This is a genomic window from Pseudomonas sp. 8BK (genome assembly GCF_902506475.1).
Lineage (GTDB): Bacteria > Pseudomonadota > Gammaproteobacteria > Pseudomonadales > Pseudomonadaceae > Aquipseudomonas > Aquipseudomonas anguilliseptica.
The window spans coordinates 2899862-2914019 of sequence record NZ_LR733252.1 but is presented as its reverse complement, the minus strand read 5'-3'; the positions used below and the strand labels follow the sequence as shown (position 1 = coordinate 2914019).

Genomic DNA, 14158 nt, shown 5'->3' with positions numbered 1-14158 from the left:
AATATATGGAATTTGTTTTTGCCAGTGATCTTTTTTGTAGTGATTTCTGGCTGTGCTATTTCAAATCAGGGTGCTGTGGATTACCGGTACAATAGACCAGGCACTACAGGAGGTGAATTGCAGCCAAAGTATATTAGCATTTCGAATGCAAAAAATAGAATTGTAGCAGGTGATCCAATTGCTGTTTCCATAAAGCAGGTTTTTGTTAAGGATTTCTCAGAGTTTAGGAGTTTACTAAGGATTGCTCGTCGTGAGCCTACTTCTGGAGATATAGCGATAGTTGCAAGTACATGTGAAGATCCTTGCGCTAGAAAATTTGGTAGTGATGGGGTGAGAAATTCCAAAGTCATTTATTATAGTAATGATGTTCGTCGTGGGCAGTTCTTGAATTTTTCGAATTTGCATGGTGTGTATGGTCCTATTTCATATAGCGGACATCCATTTAAAATGGATGTATATATAATTGAACTTGACGCTGACGGGACCCAGCTTAGTAACCTTGCCGGAAACCTTGCGACGTTAGGTGAAACGTTCTATCCGCCTGCGCATCCGGTTACCTCTATTTTATCATCTCTTGCGGAGGTATTTATACAAGATGATCTGGATGATACTGCAATGGCTTTTTCTTTTGACCTGAAAAGCTTGGCTGAATCTGCTGATGCAGCAAACCCAGATACAGCATTTTTAGAGGCAGGTAACTACATTATTGTGAGAAGTGAAGACCGCAGTAAGCAAATTCCATGGAGTGAGCTGTCGTTTAATACTTCGGTTGGTAGGGTTGTTTATAAGAGTTGTGCAGGTGAACTAGAACCTATTGAAAGCTGCTACTACTTAGATAATTCGTATGTGGTGGTTGAGATAACTAAGGCAGCTAGCGCCATGGCAAACGACTCTCAGCAAATGTTGTTTTCTACACTCAGAAATACGATTTCCGGAGCTGGTGGGGCTATGAACTCTCAAGTGAGTTCTGAGAGTGTTGCAAAAATTAAAGAAAGTTTAGAGAGCTTAGAGGTTCGTTCTGCGGCATCTGGATATTTGAGTGGAATTAAAAATAGTGCTGCTAATTCCTTTGAAAGGAAGACGTTGGTATTTGAGTTTGTAACACTCTGGTTCGATGGAAGCAGGAGCGTGCTTGCTTCGGATGTGAATTTGGTTGCGGGTCAAGTACGCGCTTTTTTAGGTCAGTGCAGTGGAATCACAGTTGAAGAAAGGGTTGGTTATCATGATGCCGTGAAAAGTAGAAACACTACCAATAAACCAGAACTAATAAGAGCGCTTGAAAACTGTTCGGCTTAAGTGTTTTTTGAACTTTTTGAAAGTTTTTGGAGGGTTTTTAAATGCGGGTTTTAAATTTTCTGTTTCTTGCAACGGCTATGTCGATTTCTTCTTTGTCGCACTCGGAAGAATATTTTGGTGTTTTTTTGGGTGCATTGAAAGGGGAGATTGTTCCAGCTGTTCCAAGACCGAAGTTTAAACTATCACATGAGTTTCAGTTTGATGACCCTAACGGTCTTGTCTGGAGTGTGCCACCAGAGGTGGAAGTAGACGGCGCTTCAATACCACAAGCGTTTTGGTCATTTATAGGCGGACCTTTTGAGGGCGAGTATGTTAGGGCCTCTGTGATTCATGACTATTATTGTGATATTAAAACCAGAACTGAGCATGATACGCACAGGAGCTTTTATTATGGAATGAGAGCGGCAGGGGTAGAGAAATGGAAAGCTAAGTTCATGTATTGGGCCGTTGAGACGTTTGGCCCTACATGGACTATTACAGAGCGTGTGTCTCAGAAATTAAATTGCAGCTCTGTGGGCGGCCAAATTGCCTGCACACAAACTCCAGTGATGAGTAATAAGCTAGTTAGTTTTCCATCAGTCGATCTTGGTGATCCTGACACATTAGCCGCGGCGTTAAGTAAAGCGTCAGCCGTTGCTAGGTCGCTTAAAACTAGTGATGGAGAAATTTTAGATGTAACAGCGGGTGGGCAAGTAATGGCAGGGTTAGATAATATATCTAATAGCGCTGAAAATTACCGTAAAGTTTTCTATGCCCAGTCTTTCAAGACCAATCCTGAGTCTCTGGGCGTTCTTTCTCAGTGGAATGCTGCCGGTTTGGATAAAGTTGAGTCTTGGGATAATAATGTGATTCCGCAATATAAATCGTCGGCGCCACTTGATTTTTCTACTGTTGCGCGTGTTCGCGAAGGAGAGTCTTTCCGGTTGGATTCTCGTTCTGGTGGGCTTTTGCGTGATCGAATTAATTTTGACGCTCTGGACATGAAAACGACCAGTGGTGATTTATAGATGCTCTACTTAAGTTAAAGGCTAGAAGTGTCGAAAATGTGTCGAAAACGCTGTGCCATACAGTGGCTAACAGTGTAATGGAAGACTCATAACCTATTGATTATGTAGGATCTGTGTTGGTGTGTGCTGTTCTGAGAGGGGTTCAAATCCCTAGCTTCCCGCCATATTGCTGTACGCAAAGCCCCTGAAATCGCCATGGATTTCAGGGGCTTTTTTGTGGGCTTAGATTTTAGGATAAACAACCCTAAAAACTCTCCAAGTCCGTCATTTTTATGCTGTTCCCCATCGGCCAAGGCTTACTTTTTTGTTGTGTGGGGGCAGGGCTATGGGCGTAAGCATTGGGCTGCGCTAGCCAGTCGCCGTTTGCAGGTTGGCCTTGGCCTGTTGTTCGTATCGATTCCGGAAGTGGCTTGTGTTGTAGAGGTGGTCGCGCGTGAGGAAGTGCTTGAGCACTGCCCTGCGTTTGATGCGGTACAGCAGACCAGGTACCCAGCTGTATTCGGCGCGTACCTGGCGGTCGTATTCGTTGAAGCGCGCAGGTGCGGCGCCGAGTATGGCCAGGTCGATATCGACGAGAAGTTGCTGGTCGGCATCGCTAGGTATGGCGTTATGGAGGGTGGTCATGATCAGGTTATGCACCCGCGCTTGAACCTGCGTTGTGGCTCCGCTGGCCGCTAATTCCTGCATGGCCCAGTCGGCGCTGCGCAGTTCATTGTCTGCTCCGCGCAGTATGTAGATTGCATCGTGAAACCACAGCGCGATTTCCACTTCACCGGGCTCGGTCGCAAGGGCGAGCGCTGCGTCGAAATGTTCGAGGCATTCCACGATGTGTTGTTGCGTGTGGTAGTGGCGATGCGGCTCGTTATAAGCAGCCAGCAGCCGCTCGAACAAACCGGCCGGGGCCGGTAGGTTCAGGTTGCGCCATGCACGTTGCCAGGACTGGATGAGGTCGCCATGTGTTGTGGGCGTCTTGAATGGTTTCATTGGCCATCTCTCAAATTTGTGTGGCGCGGTTGTTCAGTAGGTCAACTAGCCCTCGCGCCAATTACCTTTATTAAGAAAGCAAACTACGACCTCAATGCGGGCAAGGTGTGCAGCCCGATGTCTGTGCAAGTATCCGTGCTCGTAAGGATCGCTGGCATGGACTGCTTGCCCCACCTGTGGCTAAAAGAAACTGCTGCATGTAACCGTTAGTGGATTTATAGCTGTTCATTCGCGTTCACAGCCTAAAGCGTTGACCAGAGATGCTCGTTCATCTTCGCGCTAGCCAGGTTAGCGGGGCAGGGGCTGGATCATTTTCACAGCTTCAAGCCAGTCCGCATCGAGTCGCAGTTGATCGGTCTCCATGCCCAGCTCTTCCATGCGCTCCTTGTGCCGATTGATTTCCGCCACCGCTTCACTGAGTGCGCTGGAGTTGCCATCCAGTTGGTGCATTTGGGTCAGACCCAGGTGGTAGAAACGCAGTAGCTGCATGGCAGCTGGGTCACGGGCGGCGACACCGGCTTTGACGTGGTGCATCAGATTGGTCACGCGCATCAGGCTGCGTTTCAGGCGCCAGCCGTACACGGCGGCGGCCATAAAGGGCTGTGGCCATAGCAGCACGCGCACCAGGGCTACAGTCAGCACTAGTGCGGCGATAACCCCGCCGAGGTTCCAGCGGAAGTTGTCGCCGCCTGGGGTGCCGAACAGCAGCACGGCGCTGCTCGATAGCAGCATGGCCAGGGCGACAAAGATCGCCGCGATAGTCAGGGTGCTGCGGCGGGTTTGCTGGCGGTAGATTTCAGGAGTGTGGTGCTGGATTTCGAACATCGGGGCCACGGAAATTCTCACTTGGGCAGGTGGTAGCGGTGTTACGTACGGGGGGAGGGCAGGCCGGGGTTGTCGAAGCATGCACCCAATGCTGCAAATTATGCGCTATTGCTCGGTAACAGGTATCTTCGCCCATTCGTTGACCGCATCGCTTAAGGATTTACCGGGTTTATGAGGCGTACTGTGTTTCAGGTTGTGATTATCTGCGTGGCAGCGCTGTGTTCGGGCGTCGCGCTGGCCAAGGTTGAGGTGCAGGCCGGGCAACATAAGAGTCTTGGGCGGATTTTCGTCGCCAAGGTCTTTGAGGATATTGCGCCGGGCGATTACGAGGCGCTGCTCAAGGGCATCAAGGCCAATCCCGGCAAATATACGAAGAAGATTGTCATGCTCGACAGCATTGGCGGCAGCGTAGCCGAGGCGATTCGCATGGGGCGCTTGCTGCGTGAAACGGGCTTTGATGCTCTGGTGCCGTCCACCGGAATTTGCCAAGGCAGCTGTGTGTACCTGTTGGCTGCGGGGCATGGAAAAGATGTGCGCGGTCATGTGGGCATTCACCGGCCGTATTATGCGGGCAGTGATTCGGTGCATTCGGCGTCCGCCTTTGCACCGAGCAGGGCGACTCAGGCAGCTTACTTCAAAGAAATGCAGATACCGCCCGAGCTACTTGAGGCGATCAACAGCACCGAGCCACAGCGCATGCGCGTGCTGACGCCGGCTGAGCTGACGCGTTACCGCCTGAAGTGAGGCTGCGCAGTGTCGGCTGGCGCGGTGCCTTTCGAAGAAACTCATTACCTGTGCTGGCGTCCTCGCGGGGCATGTCATAGCGCTGCTGCATCAGGTTGTCAGTTTGCGCCAGTTTTTCTGGATGGTTTCGGCAGCGGGGCTGCTTATGCGTGGCGCTCCTGAGGTTGCTGGTCTGGGCCAGTTGCGCGGTCAGAACGGAATTGTACTCAGGTCCTTCTGTCAAAACGTGCCGGGCTAGTGGGCGTGCATTCAGCGCGGCTTGACCTGGGCTGTCGCGACCTCGAACAGGATGAAGCCCTGGGGCTCAACTGCACCTGGTGTGCCGATATTTTACTGACGCTGACTGCCGATTAGCTGGCGAACTGCACCGGGCAGCGCTCCGCGCCTTCCAGCTTGTGGATTTCATCGATCACCTGTGGCCGTGCGTGGTGCAACACCAGATGCCGCTGCTGGCCGTGCAGGCGGCGGGCTTCCTGGTGCAGCATGGCGATGCCGGCGTAGTCGATAAAGTTGATGTGCTGGGCATCGATCATTACCCAGCGTGCCGAGCTGCGTTGCAGCATCTGCTGCAGGTAGTGGCAGGCGCCGAAGAAAATTGAGCCTTCGATGCGTAACCATTCCTGCTCACCGTCCTGCCATTGGCGCACACGCGGTTGCGAGGTGCGTTTGAGGTAGACGAGCAGGGAGGCCAGAACACCGGCATAGATAGCGCTTTGCAGCTCCAGCACCAGGGTTGCCAGCACGGTTAGCAGCATCACCAGAAACTCGCTGCGGCTCACACGCTTTAGGGCCTTGACGGCGTTGAGGTCGAACAGCCCCCAACAGATCAGCAGAATACTCGCCGCCATCGCCGGAATGGGCACATAGGCGAACAGGCGGCTGCCGTACAGGGCAAACAACGCCACCAGCAGGGCGGCGAACACCCCGGCCATGGGCGAGCAGGCACCGGCTTGCTGGTTGAGCGCCGAGCGGGTGAAGGAGCCGGCCGACAGCGAACCGCTAAACCAGGGGCCGACGATATTCGACAGGCCCTGGGCGCGAACTTCCTGATTGGCATCGAACAGCTGCTGGGATTTATCCGCCAGGGCGCGGGCAATCGACAGGCTGGTGACCAGGCCGAGCAAACCGCAGGCCACGGCTGCAGGCAGCAGTTGCAGGATGTGGCTGAGGTTGAACTCCAGCAGGGCGAAGGGCGGCAGGCTGCCTGCAAAACGGCTGACCAGCGCGACGTGGCCAAGTTGCTCAGGCCAGGCCATGACCAGCAGGCTGGCGGCCACAATCCCGATCAGTAAAGCCGGCGCACGCGGCCACAAGCGCCTGCTCAACAGGCTGATGGCCAGGGTGAACAGTGCTACGGCCAGGGTGCGCCAGTCACTCTCGGCCAGGTGCTCGCCGAGGCTGAGCAGGCTTGTCAGCGCGGTGGTCTGGCTGGTGACGGTGAGGCCGAGCAGGTTGGGCAACTGGCCGATGCCGATCACCAATGCTGCGCCCAGGGTGAAACCGAGCACCACCGAATGTGAGACGAAATTCACCAGCGCGCCGAAGCGCAGCAGGCCGAGCAGCCATTGGCACACACCGGCCAGCAGGGTCAGCAGCAGAATCAGGGCAATAAAGTGGTCGCTGCCCGGTGTCGCCATCGGACTGACACTGCTGAACAGCACGATGGAAATCGCGGCGGTGGGGCCGCAGATCAGAAAACTGGAGGAGCCCCACAGGCAGGCAATCAGCACCGGCACGATGGCCGCGTACAGGCCATATTGTGGCGGCAGCCCGGCAATCAGCGCATAGGCGATAGATTGCGGCAGCGCGAGGATGGCACCGTTGAGTCCCACCAACAGGTCTTTACCGAGGCTGCGTTTGCTGCAATGCGGCAGCCAGCGCAGAAAGGGCAACAGGGTCTGAAGGCGGAGCAAGGGCATGTGTGGCTTCTTGTGCGGACGATGGACAAGGCCGCTGCACAGCAGCGGCCCGCCTACTTTAGGGAATCAAGCCGGCCGGTTCAAAGCTTGGCGTTAACTGCCGCCAGAGCATCACCGCCCGTGCGGCTGGTGACGCCCTCAAGCCAGCCGGCCACCACCGCGGGGTTGGCCTTGATCCAGGCCTTGATTGCCTCATCGTTGCTGGCCTGTTTGCTCAGCACCTGATCCATGATGGCGTTCTCCATCTCCTGGGTGAATCTCAGGTTGCTCAGCAGCTTGCCGACATTCGGGCACTGCGCGGCGTAGCCTTTGCGGGTCAGGGTGTTGACGCTGCCGCTGGCACCGAAGTACTTCTCGCCGCCCTTGAGGTAGCGCATGTCGTATTGCACGTTCATCGGGTGCGGGGTCCAGCCGAGGAACACCACAAACTGCTCGCGTTTCACTGCGCGACCGACCTGCACCAGCATGGCCTGCTCGCTGGATTCGACCAGACTCCAGTCCTTGAGACCGAATTCGTCGGCGGCGATCATCTTCTGGATGGATTCGTTGGCCGGTGCGCCGGAACCGATGCCGTAGATCTTGCGGCTGAACTTGTCGGCATGCTGGTTGAGGTCGGCAAAGCTCTTCACCCCGGCCTCATAGGCGTAAGTGGGAACGGCCAGGGTGTACTCGGTGCCGCTGAGGTTTTCCACCACCTGCTCGACTTCACCGGTGGTCACGAACTTGTCGTAGTTGCTTTGCTGCGCCGGCATCCAGTTGCCGAGGAACACATCCACCTGACCTTTCTGCAGCCCGGTGAAGATGATCGGCACGGCCAGGGTCTGCGGCTGCGCCTTGTAGCCCAGGCCGTCGAGCAGGAAGCTGGCGATGCCATTGGTTACGGCAATATCACTCCAGCCCGGATCACCGAGTTTCACCGTGGCGCAACTGGCGTCTTCGGCGAGGCTGTAGCTGCTGGCTGTCAGTAACAGGCCGCCGATAAGTACTGTGCTGAATCTGTGCATGGCAATGTCCTCTTGAATTATTAGTTTTTGGATCAACTCGGCAGTGGCTTGCAATCAGGGTTGCGGGAAGCGAGCGCGACGTTCGAGATCGTCGAGATCAATGTGGTTGCGCATGTACTGCTGGCTGGCGTCGACCATTGGCTGGTGGTCCCAGCTGGTCAGGTGCCCCTGGGTCAGGGCGCTGGCAACAAAACGCCGGCGGCGCTGGCTGGCCAGGGTGGCCTGATGAATCGCCGGCATGTCCCAGCGCGCCTGGGCCTGGTTGATAAAGTCGGCCAGCAGGCTTTGGTGCTCGGCGGACTCTGCCAGGTTTTCGTGCTCTTGCGGGTCGTGGCGCAAGTTGAACAGCAGCAGGGGGTCGTGTTCCGAATAGATAAATTTCCACTCGCCCTGGCGGATCATCATCAGCGGGCTGATGGTGCCTTCGGCCATGTATTCGCCAAGCACTTCATCATGCCCCTGGCGACCTTCGAGGTGTGCCAGCAGCGAGCGGCCATCCAGCGGCAGGTCGGCTTGCAGCGTGCCACCGGCCAACTCCACCAGGGTTGGCAGCAGGTCCATGGTCGAGACGTTCTGGCTTACCCGGCGCGCAGCAAACTGCTTGGGGGCGTGCACCAGCAGCGGCACGCGGGCGGCCATTTCAAACCAGTGCATTTTGTACCAGAGGCCGCGCTCACCCAGCATGTCGCCGTGATCGCCGGAGAACACGATGATGGTGTTGTCGCTCAGGTTGCAGTCCTTGAGGGTTTTCAGCAGCTTGCCGATATTGCTGTCGATGTAGCTGCAGGCACCGAAGTAGGCGCGGCGTGCATCCTTGATCTTCTGCTCGGGCAGCGGCTTGTCCCACAGGTCGATGACTTTCATCAGGCGTTGCGAGTGCGGATCTTGCTCGGCCTGATCGATGTGCTGGCGCGGCAGCGGGATGTCCTTGTCGCGGTAGAGGTCCCAGAACTCGCTCGGGATGGTGTAGGGGTCATGCGGGTGAGTCATCGACACGGTCAGGCAGAAGGGCTGCTCGCCGTCGCCACGCACGTGGTCATACAGATACTGCTGGGCCTTGAACACCACCTCTTCATCGAAGTCCAGCTGGTTGGTGCGCACGCACGGCCCGGCCTGCAGCACTGAAGACATATTGTGGTACCAGCTGGCGCGCACGTCCGGCTCATCCCAGTTCACCGCCCAGCCGTAGTCGGCGGGGTAGATGTCGCTGGTCAGGCGCTCTTCATAGCCATGTAACTGATCCGGGCCGCAGAAATGCATCTTGCCCGACAGCGCTGTGCGATAGCCCAGGCGGCGCAGGTAATGGGCATAAGTCGGCACATCGGCGGGGAAGTCGGCGGCGTTGTCGTAGGCGCCGATCTTCGAGGGCAGCTGGCCGCTGACCAGGGTAAAGCGCGACGGCGCGCACAGCGGGCTGTTGCAGTAGGCGGCATCGAACACCACGGCGTCGGCGGCCAGGCGCATCAGGTTGGGCATCTGGATTGGTGAGGCGGCATCGTGCAGCGGCAGAATCGGCGCGGCCATCTGATCGGCCATGATAAAGAGGATGTTCGGGCGTTTCATGGCAGCCGGTATTCCATATAAATGATTTATGCGACAGTGCTGGCTTGATCATCCGGCTTAGCAAAAGCTGGGTAAACCTGCTGTCAGTAGATACATTGGATAACCTGAGCTTATGTTTGAACGCATCGATGGGGTGTCGCTGGATGTGCTGCGGGTATTCGAGTCCGCCGCCCGCCAGCTGAGCTTTACCGCCGCCGCCAGCGAGCTGGGCACCAGCCAGCCGGCGATCAGCCAGCAGATCAAACGTCTGGAGCAGCAGCTGGCCACGCGCCTGTTCGACCGGGTGTACCGGGGCATTACCCTTACCGATGCCGGCGAGCTGTTGCTGAGTTACGTGCAGGACGGTCTGCAGAGCCTGGATGCCGGGCTGCTGGCGGTCACCGCGCAACAGCAGCATGAGGTGCTGCAAGTGGCCACTGACTTTGCCTTTGCCGCCTACTGGCTGATGCCGCGTTTGCAGCGTTTCCATCAGCTGCATCCGGAGGTGGATGTCAGCCTGATCACCAGCGAGCGTGATCAGGGTGCTCTGCCGGCGGAGATTGATGTGGCGATCAACTTCGGCGATGGGCGCTTCAAGCATGCCGAGGCGCAGCTGATGTTTCGCGAAGAGGTGTTCCCGGTGTGCAGCCCGCAGCTGCTCAAGGGGCAGACATTGCCTTTACCTGCTGCTGCGCTGGCCAGCCTGCCGCTGCTGCACCTGCGCCCGGAAAACCGTTCGCGCTGGTTCGACTGGGCCGGGCTGTTCCGCGCCTTCGGCCTGCAGCAAACGCCCAGCCCCGGCAGCCTGCGTTTTGATAACTACACACTGCTGATTCAGGCGGCCATCGCCGGACAGGGCGTGGCCATCGGCTGGCGCCATCTGGTCGATGAACTGCTGACGCAGAACCTGCTGTGCCGTCTGGGCGATGAAGTCGCGCATTCAACGATGGGCTATTACCTGGTGCTGCCTGAGCGCAAACGCCGTCAGCGCCTGACGCAGGTGTTTGTCGATTGGCTGCAGGTTGAACTGGCCAAGGGGCCGGGGAGGTAACTGAGCCCCTCCCGGACCCTTGGCTAGGCTCGCTGACGAAGTTATTTGCGCTGCCACTTACCTTCAAGCTGGATGTATTGCCCTGCCGGGGTCTTGTCGATGGCTTTCTGCCCGGCAATGGCTTCCACATCGCTGAGCTGGATGCCGTTCTGCGCCGCCAGCTTCTGGTATTCGGTACGGCGCGCCTGGTTGATTAACTGGGCGATTTCGGCGGCCTGGCCAGCGTTACTCACCACGCCGAGATAGCCATTGGGCATTTCGCCTAACTGGCCGCTGGCTTTTGCGTCGCCCAGGGCGGACATGGCTTCGTTAAGGTTCAGGGCTACGGCCGGCAGGCTCAGGCTGAGCAGCAGTAACAGGCTGGCAAGGCGTTTATAGAGGTTCATGCTCGGGCTCCTTAGAACAATCCGCTGGATTCGCTGAACATGCTGTCCAGGGCTTTATCCACCTTGATATAGATTTCGTGCTCGATCTTCACATTGAGGTTGATGTTGATCGGCTCATTGGGCATCGCCAGCTGTACGGTCGGGGTGCAGGCCGTACTGAGCAGCCCTAGTAGCAGGACGGCGAAACAACTACGCAAGCGCATGGCGCTTCTCCTTGGTCATGGCTCTGTCGGGGCCGTTTTGGCATTGCGTTCCAGCATACGCTGTTGCACACGCTGCTTGATGATATCGCTGACTTTGTCGGTCAGTTGCAGGCTGGCCAGCAGGGTCGGAATGTCTTCTTCCAGGTTGATATTGAAGTGGATCGGTCGGCCTTGTTCGATGGCCGGGTTCTGTCCCTCCAGGCGCATGGCCAGAGCCAACTTGCCTTGCTGATCGTAGTTGACCTGGCTGCTCAGAGTCGTAAAGCGAAAATCCTCTAGCGATTGGGTCACCAGCTGCATCGCTGGGTTGCTGCGGCCGAGGGCGCGGATACGTTCGGAGTGGAACTGCAGTTTGCCGCCCGGTGCGCGTGCGCTGAGTTGGCCTTGTTCGATGGTCACGCCCTGGCTGCTAATCTGCAGCGGCAGACGACCATCGAGGGTACCGGTACCCGCCAGGCCCTCTGTGGGATAGAGGATAAACAGCTGCTCAAGTTCCAGGCCCTGCACCTGTACGGGAAATAGCAGCGGTTCGGCGGCCAGGCTCCATTGTCCGGGTGCCAGTTGCAGCTTGCCGCCCATCAGCGCCGCTTCGGCCTGGCGCAGCTGTAGCTGGCCTTGGGTCGGTGTTTGCAGGGCGGCGCTGTAGCTGCCGCTGAGCTGCAGCGGGCCTAGCGGTATGCCGGGGTTGGCCTGGGCCAGGCGCAGCTCGCTCAACTCAAGCTGCAGCTGTTTGGGGTCGACTCGCACATTGATACGGCTATCCAGCCCCTCCAATGCGGTGCGGTCATAAATCCCGCCCAGGCCCTTGCCGGTGAGTTCGAGTTTGAGCGTGGGCATCTGTTGATCACTGGCGAGGGTCAGGCTGGCGCTGGCATTCAGGCGACCGTTGTTCAGCTCCAGCAGGGCTGGCCATGCCGTGAAGCTGCCTTTTAAAGGGTTGCCGCTGCGCAGAAACAGCTCCGCCAGTTGTGCTTGCAGGCTTAGGCCCTTGGCGCTGCTGTGTTGTGCCTGCAGCTTGAGTTGCAGGCCGGCATCGTTGTGCAGTGTGCCGTCCAGCTCCGCCTGCAGTTGGTTGGCAGTCAAAGGGCCTTGCCAGTACCAGCGCTGTGGCTGCAATTGCTCATGCTGCAGCTGCGCACTGAGGTCGAGAGGTCCTTTTAGCTGCCAGTCGAGCAGCGCGCCTGCCGCCAGTTTTGCCTGCAGTTGCAGCTCACTGCTGCTGGCCTTGAGTTGCTGCGCCTGAACAGACGCACTACACAGGTGCTGCAGGCTGAGCTGTGAGCCTTTGCCGAGGACGAGATCCAACTGCTGTGCATCCAGAAAAACGTCGAGTTGCAGCTGCGTCTGCAGTGCGCCGATTTTCCAGCCCTCCAGCTGAAATGCCTGGGTGGATGCGTTAAGGCTGCCGTCCAGCAGCTGCAAGCCCCAGGGCAAGCCTTTGGCCAGGGCCAGCGTTCCTCGCAGCTCGAATTGGTTGCGCCCCTGGCCCTTTAACAGCAGTTGCAGGGGCAGGGCGCGACCAACCAGTTGTGATGCCAGGTTTTCGGGCGTTTGCGTGGCCTGGATTGTTAGCTGCAGCGCTTCGGGATGCAGTTTCGCGGGTACGCCACTGATAAGGTCATTGGCAATCTGCTTGAGGTTGAGGTCGGCACTCAGGCTATCGGCCAGCCACTGCCCATCCAGCGCCTTGGCGGAGAGATCGAAGCTGCCCTGCAACTGACCGATAGCGGGAATGGGCCAGGGCTCTGGCAGGTTGGCGCGGGCCTGTAACTGGCCGCTGGCCTGCTGCAGTTGCGCCACGTTAAGTGGGCCAGGTGCAAGCTGCAGTTGCCAACTTGCCTTTAGCTGCGCTGCCGTCGGAGCCTCAGGCAGCGTGCCTGCGGCGTTGGGCAGCCATTGGCTAAGCCAGCTCTGTAGCACCGCGCTTTGCTGCAGATCGCCGGTGAAATCACCTTGCCAGAGTTGCCCGGCGGCACTCTGTTGCAAGCTGCTGCTGAGCTGCAGTTGCGCTTGTTGATTGATCGCCAGGCTCAGCTGCAGCACTGCAGTTGTGGAGTCGCCTTGTAGTTGTGCGTGCCAGCTCAGCTGGTCCTGCTGATGTTGCAGGTTGAGCTGCGCATCAAGCTGTGCGGCGTCTTTGCGTAGCAGCAGATCGCCGAGCAGCTGGCAGCGCGTGTCGGCGCAGGGCAGCTCGATCTGCAGTGCATCGAGCTGCACGCGTTGCGGCAAGAGGCTGATAACGGCGGCGAGCTGCTCCAGCGGCACCTCAAAATCCGTACTGTCGTCAGCTGCAGGCTCGGCTTGAGAGGGCAGATTCAGTTGCAGGCCGGTGATCTGCACCTGCTGCCAGAAGGGCGGCGCCAGGCTGAATCCGCTCCAGCGCAATTGCACCTGTTGCAGCTGCACTGCGCCGCTGGGGTGCTGCAGGCTGAGCTGTTCAAGCTGTATGCCCTGGGTGGATAGGCCCAGACCGCGCCATTCGAGATTTTCGATCTGCTCGCGTTCGAGCAGACGATTCAGGCTCAGGTAGCCGTAAGCGCCAAGCAGGACGAGCAGTAAAACCAGGCAACTGATAAGTCGCAGCCAGGTGCGCCGGCTGGGCATAAGCACTGATCCATAGTGGGGGAGTTGCGTGGCAGGACGTTAACCCATGTCTGGCAGGCTGCCAATCACAGGTTATTCTGTTCTGTGTAATTGCAGCATTTAGTGTTATTTTTGCTGTAAACAGACATTGTGATAGTAGGAGGCCGTGATGAGCGCATTGATTCGACCGGTTGCCGACGCCGATGCGGTGCTGGCCAAGGCGCTGCTCAATACCCGTGAACAGCTGGGCCTGACTCAGCAGGAACTGGCGGACATCATTGGCGTACACCGTACAGCGATCTCGCGCTGGGCTGAGGGTGGCCTGCGCGTGCACAGCAAGACCGGTGAATTGGCCCTGCTGCTAATCCGCGTATACCGCTCGCTGTTTGCCCTGTTTGGCGGCAATTTGCCGGATATGCAGCATTTTCTGCGCACCGACAACCGCCATCTGGATGCACCGCCCTTATCCCTGATGATGCAGGTGCAGGGGCTGGTGCGGGTGGTGGAGTATCTCGATGCGATTCGTGGCAAAGGCTAGAACCTGTTTATGACCTGCTGCGCGTCGGCCCTGCAGCGTTAAAAACAGGACTCTAGCTCGCGAGGCCCTAAACAGC

At 57.4% G+C, this 14158-nt stretch carries 13 protein-coding genes; 5 read left to right on the top strand and 8 right to left on the bottom strand.

Annotated elements, in window-relative coordinates; all coding sequences use genetic code 11:
- The first annotated feature begins 18 nt into the window (after positions 1 to 18).
- Positions 19 to 1296 (top strand): hypothetical protein, encoded by a 1278-nt coding sequence (locus ACIN8IBEIGE_RS13495; RefSeq protein ID WP_160015077.1) that lies wholly within the window; start codon positions 19 to 21, stop codon positions 1294 to 1296.
- A gap of 41 nt (positions 1297 to 1337) precedes the next feature.
- Complete coding sequence (locus tag ACIN8IBEIGE_RS13490) at positions 1338 to 2303, top strand: DUF1353 domain-containing protein (protein WP_160015076.1); 966 nt, start codon at positions 1338 to 1340, stop codon at positions 2301 to 2303.
- A 348-nt stretch (positions 2304 to 2651) separates the two neighbouring features.
- On the opposite strand, the gene ACIN8IBEIGE_RS13485 is transcribed toward ACIN8IBEIGE_RS13490, so the two are convergent.
- Together ACIN8IBEIGE_RS13485 and ACIN8IBEIGE_RS13480 are read right to left on the bottom strand one after the other, a co-directional pair.
- Positions 2652 to 3287 carry an N-methyl-D-aspartate receptor NMDAR2C subunit gene (locus ACIN8IBEIGE_RS13485; RefSeq protein WP_160015075.1) on the bottom strand — a complete coding sequence of 212 codons (636 nt, stop codon included), beginning with the start codon at positions 3285 to 3287 and terminating at the stop codon, positions 2652 to 2654.
- Positions 3288 to 3575: 288 nt separating this feature from the next.
- Positions 3576 to 4112 (bottom strand): DUF3087 domain-containing protein, encoded by a 537-nt coding sequence (locus tag ACIN8IBEIGE_RS13480; protein WP_160016385.1) that lies wholly within the window; start codon positions 4110 to 4112, stop codon positions 3576 to 3578.
- A 171-nt stretch (positions 4113 to 4283) separates the two neighbouring features.
- Between ACIN8IBEIGE_RS13480 and ACIN8IBEIGE_RS13475 the strand changes: the two genes are divergently transcribed.
- Positions 4284 to 4856 carry a hypothetical protein gene (locus ACIN8IBEIGE_RS13475; protein ID WP_160015074.1) on the top strand — a complete coding sequence of 191 codons (573 nt, stop codon included), beginning with the start codon at positions 4284 to 4286 and terminating at the stop codon, positions 4854 to 4856.
- A 350-nt stretch (positions 4857 to 5206) separates the two neighbouring features.
- On the opposite strand, the gene ACIN8IBEIGE_RS13470 is transcribed toward ACIN8IBEIGE_RS13475, so the two are convergent.
- From ACIN8IBEIGE_RS13470 to betC, 3 genes are all read right to left on the bottom strand, one after another.
- The gene (locus ACIN8IBEIGE_RS13470; protein ID WP_160015073.1) at positions 5207 to 6775 is read right to left on the bottom strand and encodes a SulP family inorganic anion transporter; all 1569 of its coding nucleotides are present in this window, start codon (positions 6773 to 6775) and stop codon (positions 5207 to 5209) included.
- A gap of 80 nt (positions 6776 to 6855) precedes the next feature.
- The gene (gene choX / locus ACIN8IBEIGE_RS13465; protein WP_160015072.1) at positions 6856 to 7779 is read right to left on the bottom strand and encodes a choline ABC transporter substrate-binding protein; all 924 of its coding nucleotides are present in this window, start codon (positions 7777 to 7779) and stop codon (positions 6856 to 6858) included.
- A 54-nt stretch (positions 7780 to 7833) separates the two neighbouring features.
- Entirely contained in the window at positions 7834 to 9342 is a 1509-nt protein-coding gene (betC, locus tag ACIN8IBEIGE_RS13460) for a choline-sulfatase (protein WP_160015071.1), read from the bottom strand.
- A 112-nt stretch (positions 9343 to 9454) separates the two neighbouring features.
- Between betC and ACIN8IBEIGE_RS13455 the strand changes: the two genes are divergently transcribed.
- A complete protein-coding gene (locus ACIN8IBEIGE_RS13455) occupies positions 9455 to 10372 on the top strand; it encodes a LysR family transcriptional regulator (RefSeq protein WP_160015070.1) in 918 nt (305 codons plus the stop codon).
- A 41-nt stretch (positions 10373 to 10413) separates the two neighbouring features.
- On the opposite strand, the gene ACIN8IBEIGE_RS13450 is transcribed toward ACIN8IBEIGE_RS13455, so the two are convergent.
- The 3 genes from ACIN8IBEIGE_RS13450 to ACIN8IBEIGE_RS13440 are packed head-to-tail and all read right to left on the bottom strand — an operon-like array spanning position 10414 to position 13565.
- Positions 10414 to 10758 (bottom strand): YdbL family protein, encoded by a 345-nt coding sequence (locus ACIN8IBEIGE_RS13450; protein WP_090387061.1) that lies wholly within the window; start codon positions 10756 to 10758, stop codon positions 10414 to 10416.
- Positions 10759 to 10769: 11 nt separating this feature from the next.
- Positions 10770 to 10961: a YnbE family lipoprotein gene (locus tag ACIN8IBEIGE_RS13445; protein WP_090252927.1), complete on the bottom strand. Its 192-nt coding sequence runs from the start codon at positions 10959 to 10961 to the stop codon at positions 10770 to 10772.
- 15 nt (positions 10962 to 10976) lie between these two features.
- Positions 10977 to 13565, bottom strand: coding sequence for a YdbH domain-containing protein (locus ACIN8IBEIGE_RS13440; RefSeq protein ID WP_160015069.1), 2589 nt, complete (start codon positions 13563 to 13565; stop codon positions 10977 to 10979).
- A 148-nt stretch (positions 13566 to 13713) separates the two neighbouring features.
- Here ACIN8IBEIGE_RS13440 and ACIN8IBEIGE_RS13435 point away from each other — a divergent pair, with 148 nt between their 5' ends.
- Complete coding sequence (locus ACIN8IBEIGE_RS13435) at positions 13714 to 14082, top strand: antitoxin Xre/MbcA/ParS toxin-binding domain-containing protein (protein WP_160015068.1); 369 nt, start codon at positions 13714 to 13716, stop codon at positions 14080 to 14082.
- Positions 14083 to 14158: the final 76 nt, after the last annotated feature.

Bases quoted from the DNA above. Each gene is read 5' to 3' on its own strand.
- ACIN8IBEIGE_RS13455 (WP_160015070.1), top strand. From the start codon at position 9,455: ATGTTTGAACGCATCGATGGGGTGTCGCTGGATGTGCTGCGGGTATTC.
- ACIN8IBEIGE_RS13445 (WP_090252927.1), bottom strand. From the start codon at position 10,961: ATGCGCTTGCGTAGTTGTTTCGCCGTCCTGCTACTAGGGCTGCTCAGT.
- ACIN8IBEIGE_RS13475 (WP_160015074.1), top strand. From the start codon at position 4,284: ATGAGGCGTACTGTGTTTCAGGTTGTGATTATCTGCGTGGCAGCGCTG.
- ACIN8IBEIGE_RS13435 (WP_160015068.1), top strand. From the start codon at position 13,714: ATGAGCGCATTGATTCGACCGGTTGCCGACGCCGATGCGGTGCTGGCC.
- ACIN8IBEIGE_RS13450 (WP_090387061.1), bottom strand. From the start codon at position 10,758: ATGAACCTCTATAAACGCCTTGCCAGCCTGTTACTGCTGCTCAGCCTG.
- choX (WP_160015072.1), bottom strand. From the start codon at position 7,779: ATGCACAGATTCAGCACAGTACTTATCGGCGGCCTGTTACTGACAGCC.
- ACIN8IBEIGE_RS13485 (WP_160015075.1), bottom strand. From the start codon at position 3,287: ATGAAACCATTCAAGACGCCCACAACACATGGCGACCTCATCCAGTCC.
- ACIN8IBEIGE_RS13490 (WP_160015076.1), top strand. From the start codon at position 1,338: ATGCGGGTTTTAAATTTTCTGTTTCTTGCAACGGCTATGTCGATTTCT.
- ACIN8IBEIGE_RS13440 (WP_160015069.1), bottom strand. From the start codon at position 13,565: ATGCCCAGCCGGCGCACCTGGCTGCGACTTATCAGTTGCCTGGTTTTA.
- ACIN8IBEIGE_RS13480 (WP_160016385.1), bottom strand. From the start codon at position 4,112: ATGTTCGAAATCCAGCACCACACTCCTGAAATCTACCGCCAGCAAACC.
- betC (WP_160015071.1), bottom strand. From the start codon at position 9,342: ATGAAACGCCCGAACATCCTCTTTATCATGGCCGATCAGATGGCCGCG.
- ACIN8IBEIGE_RS13470 (WP_160015073.1), bottom strand. From the start codon at position 6,775: ATGCCCTTGCTCCGCCTTCAGACCCTGTTGCCCTTTCTGCGCTGGCTG.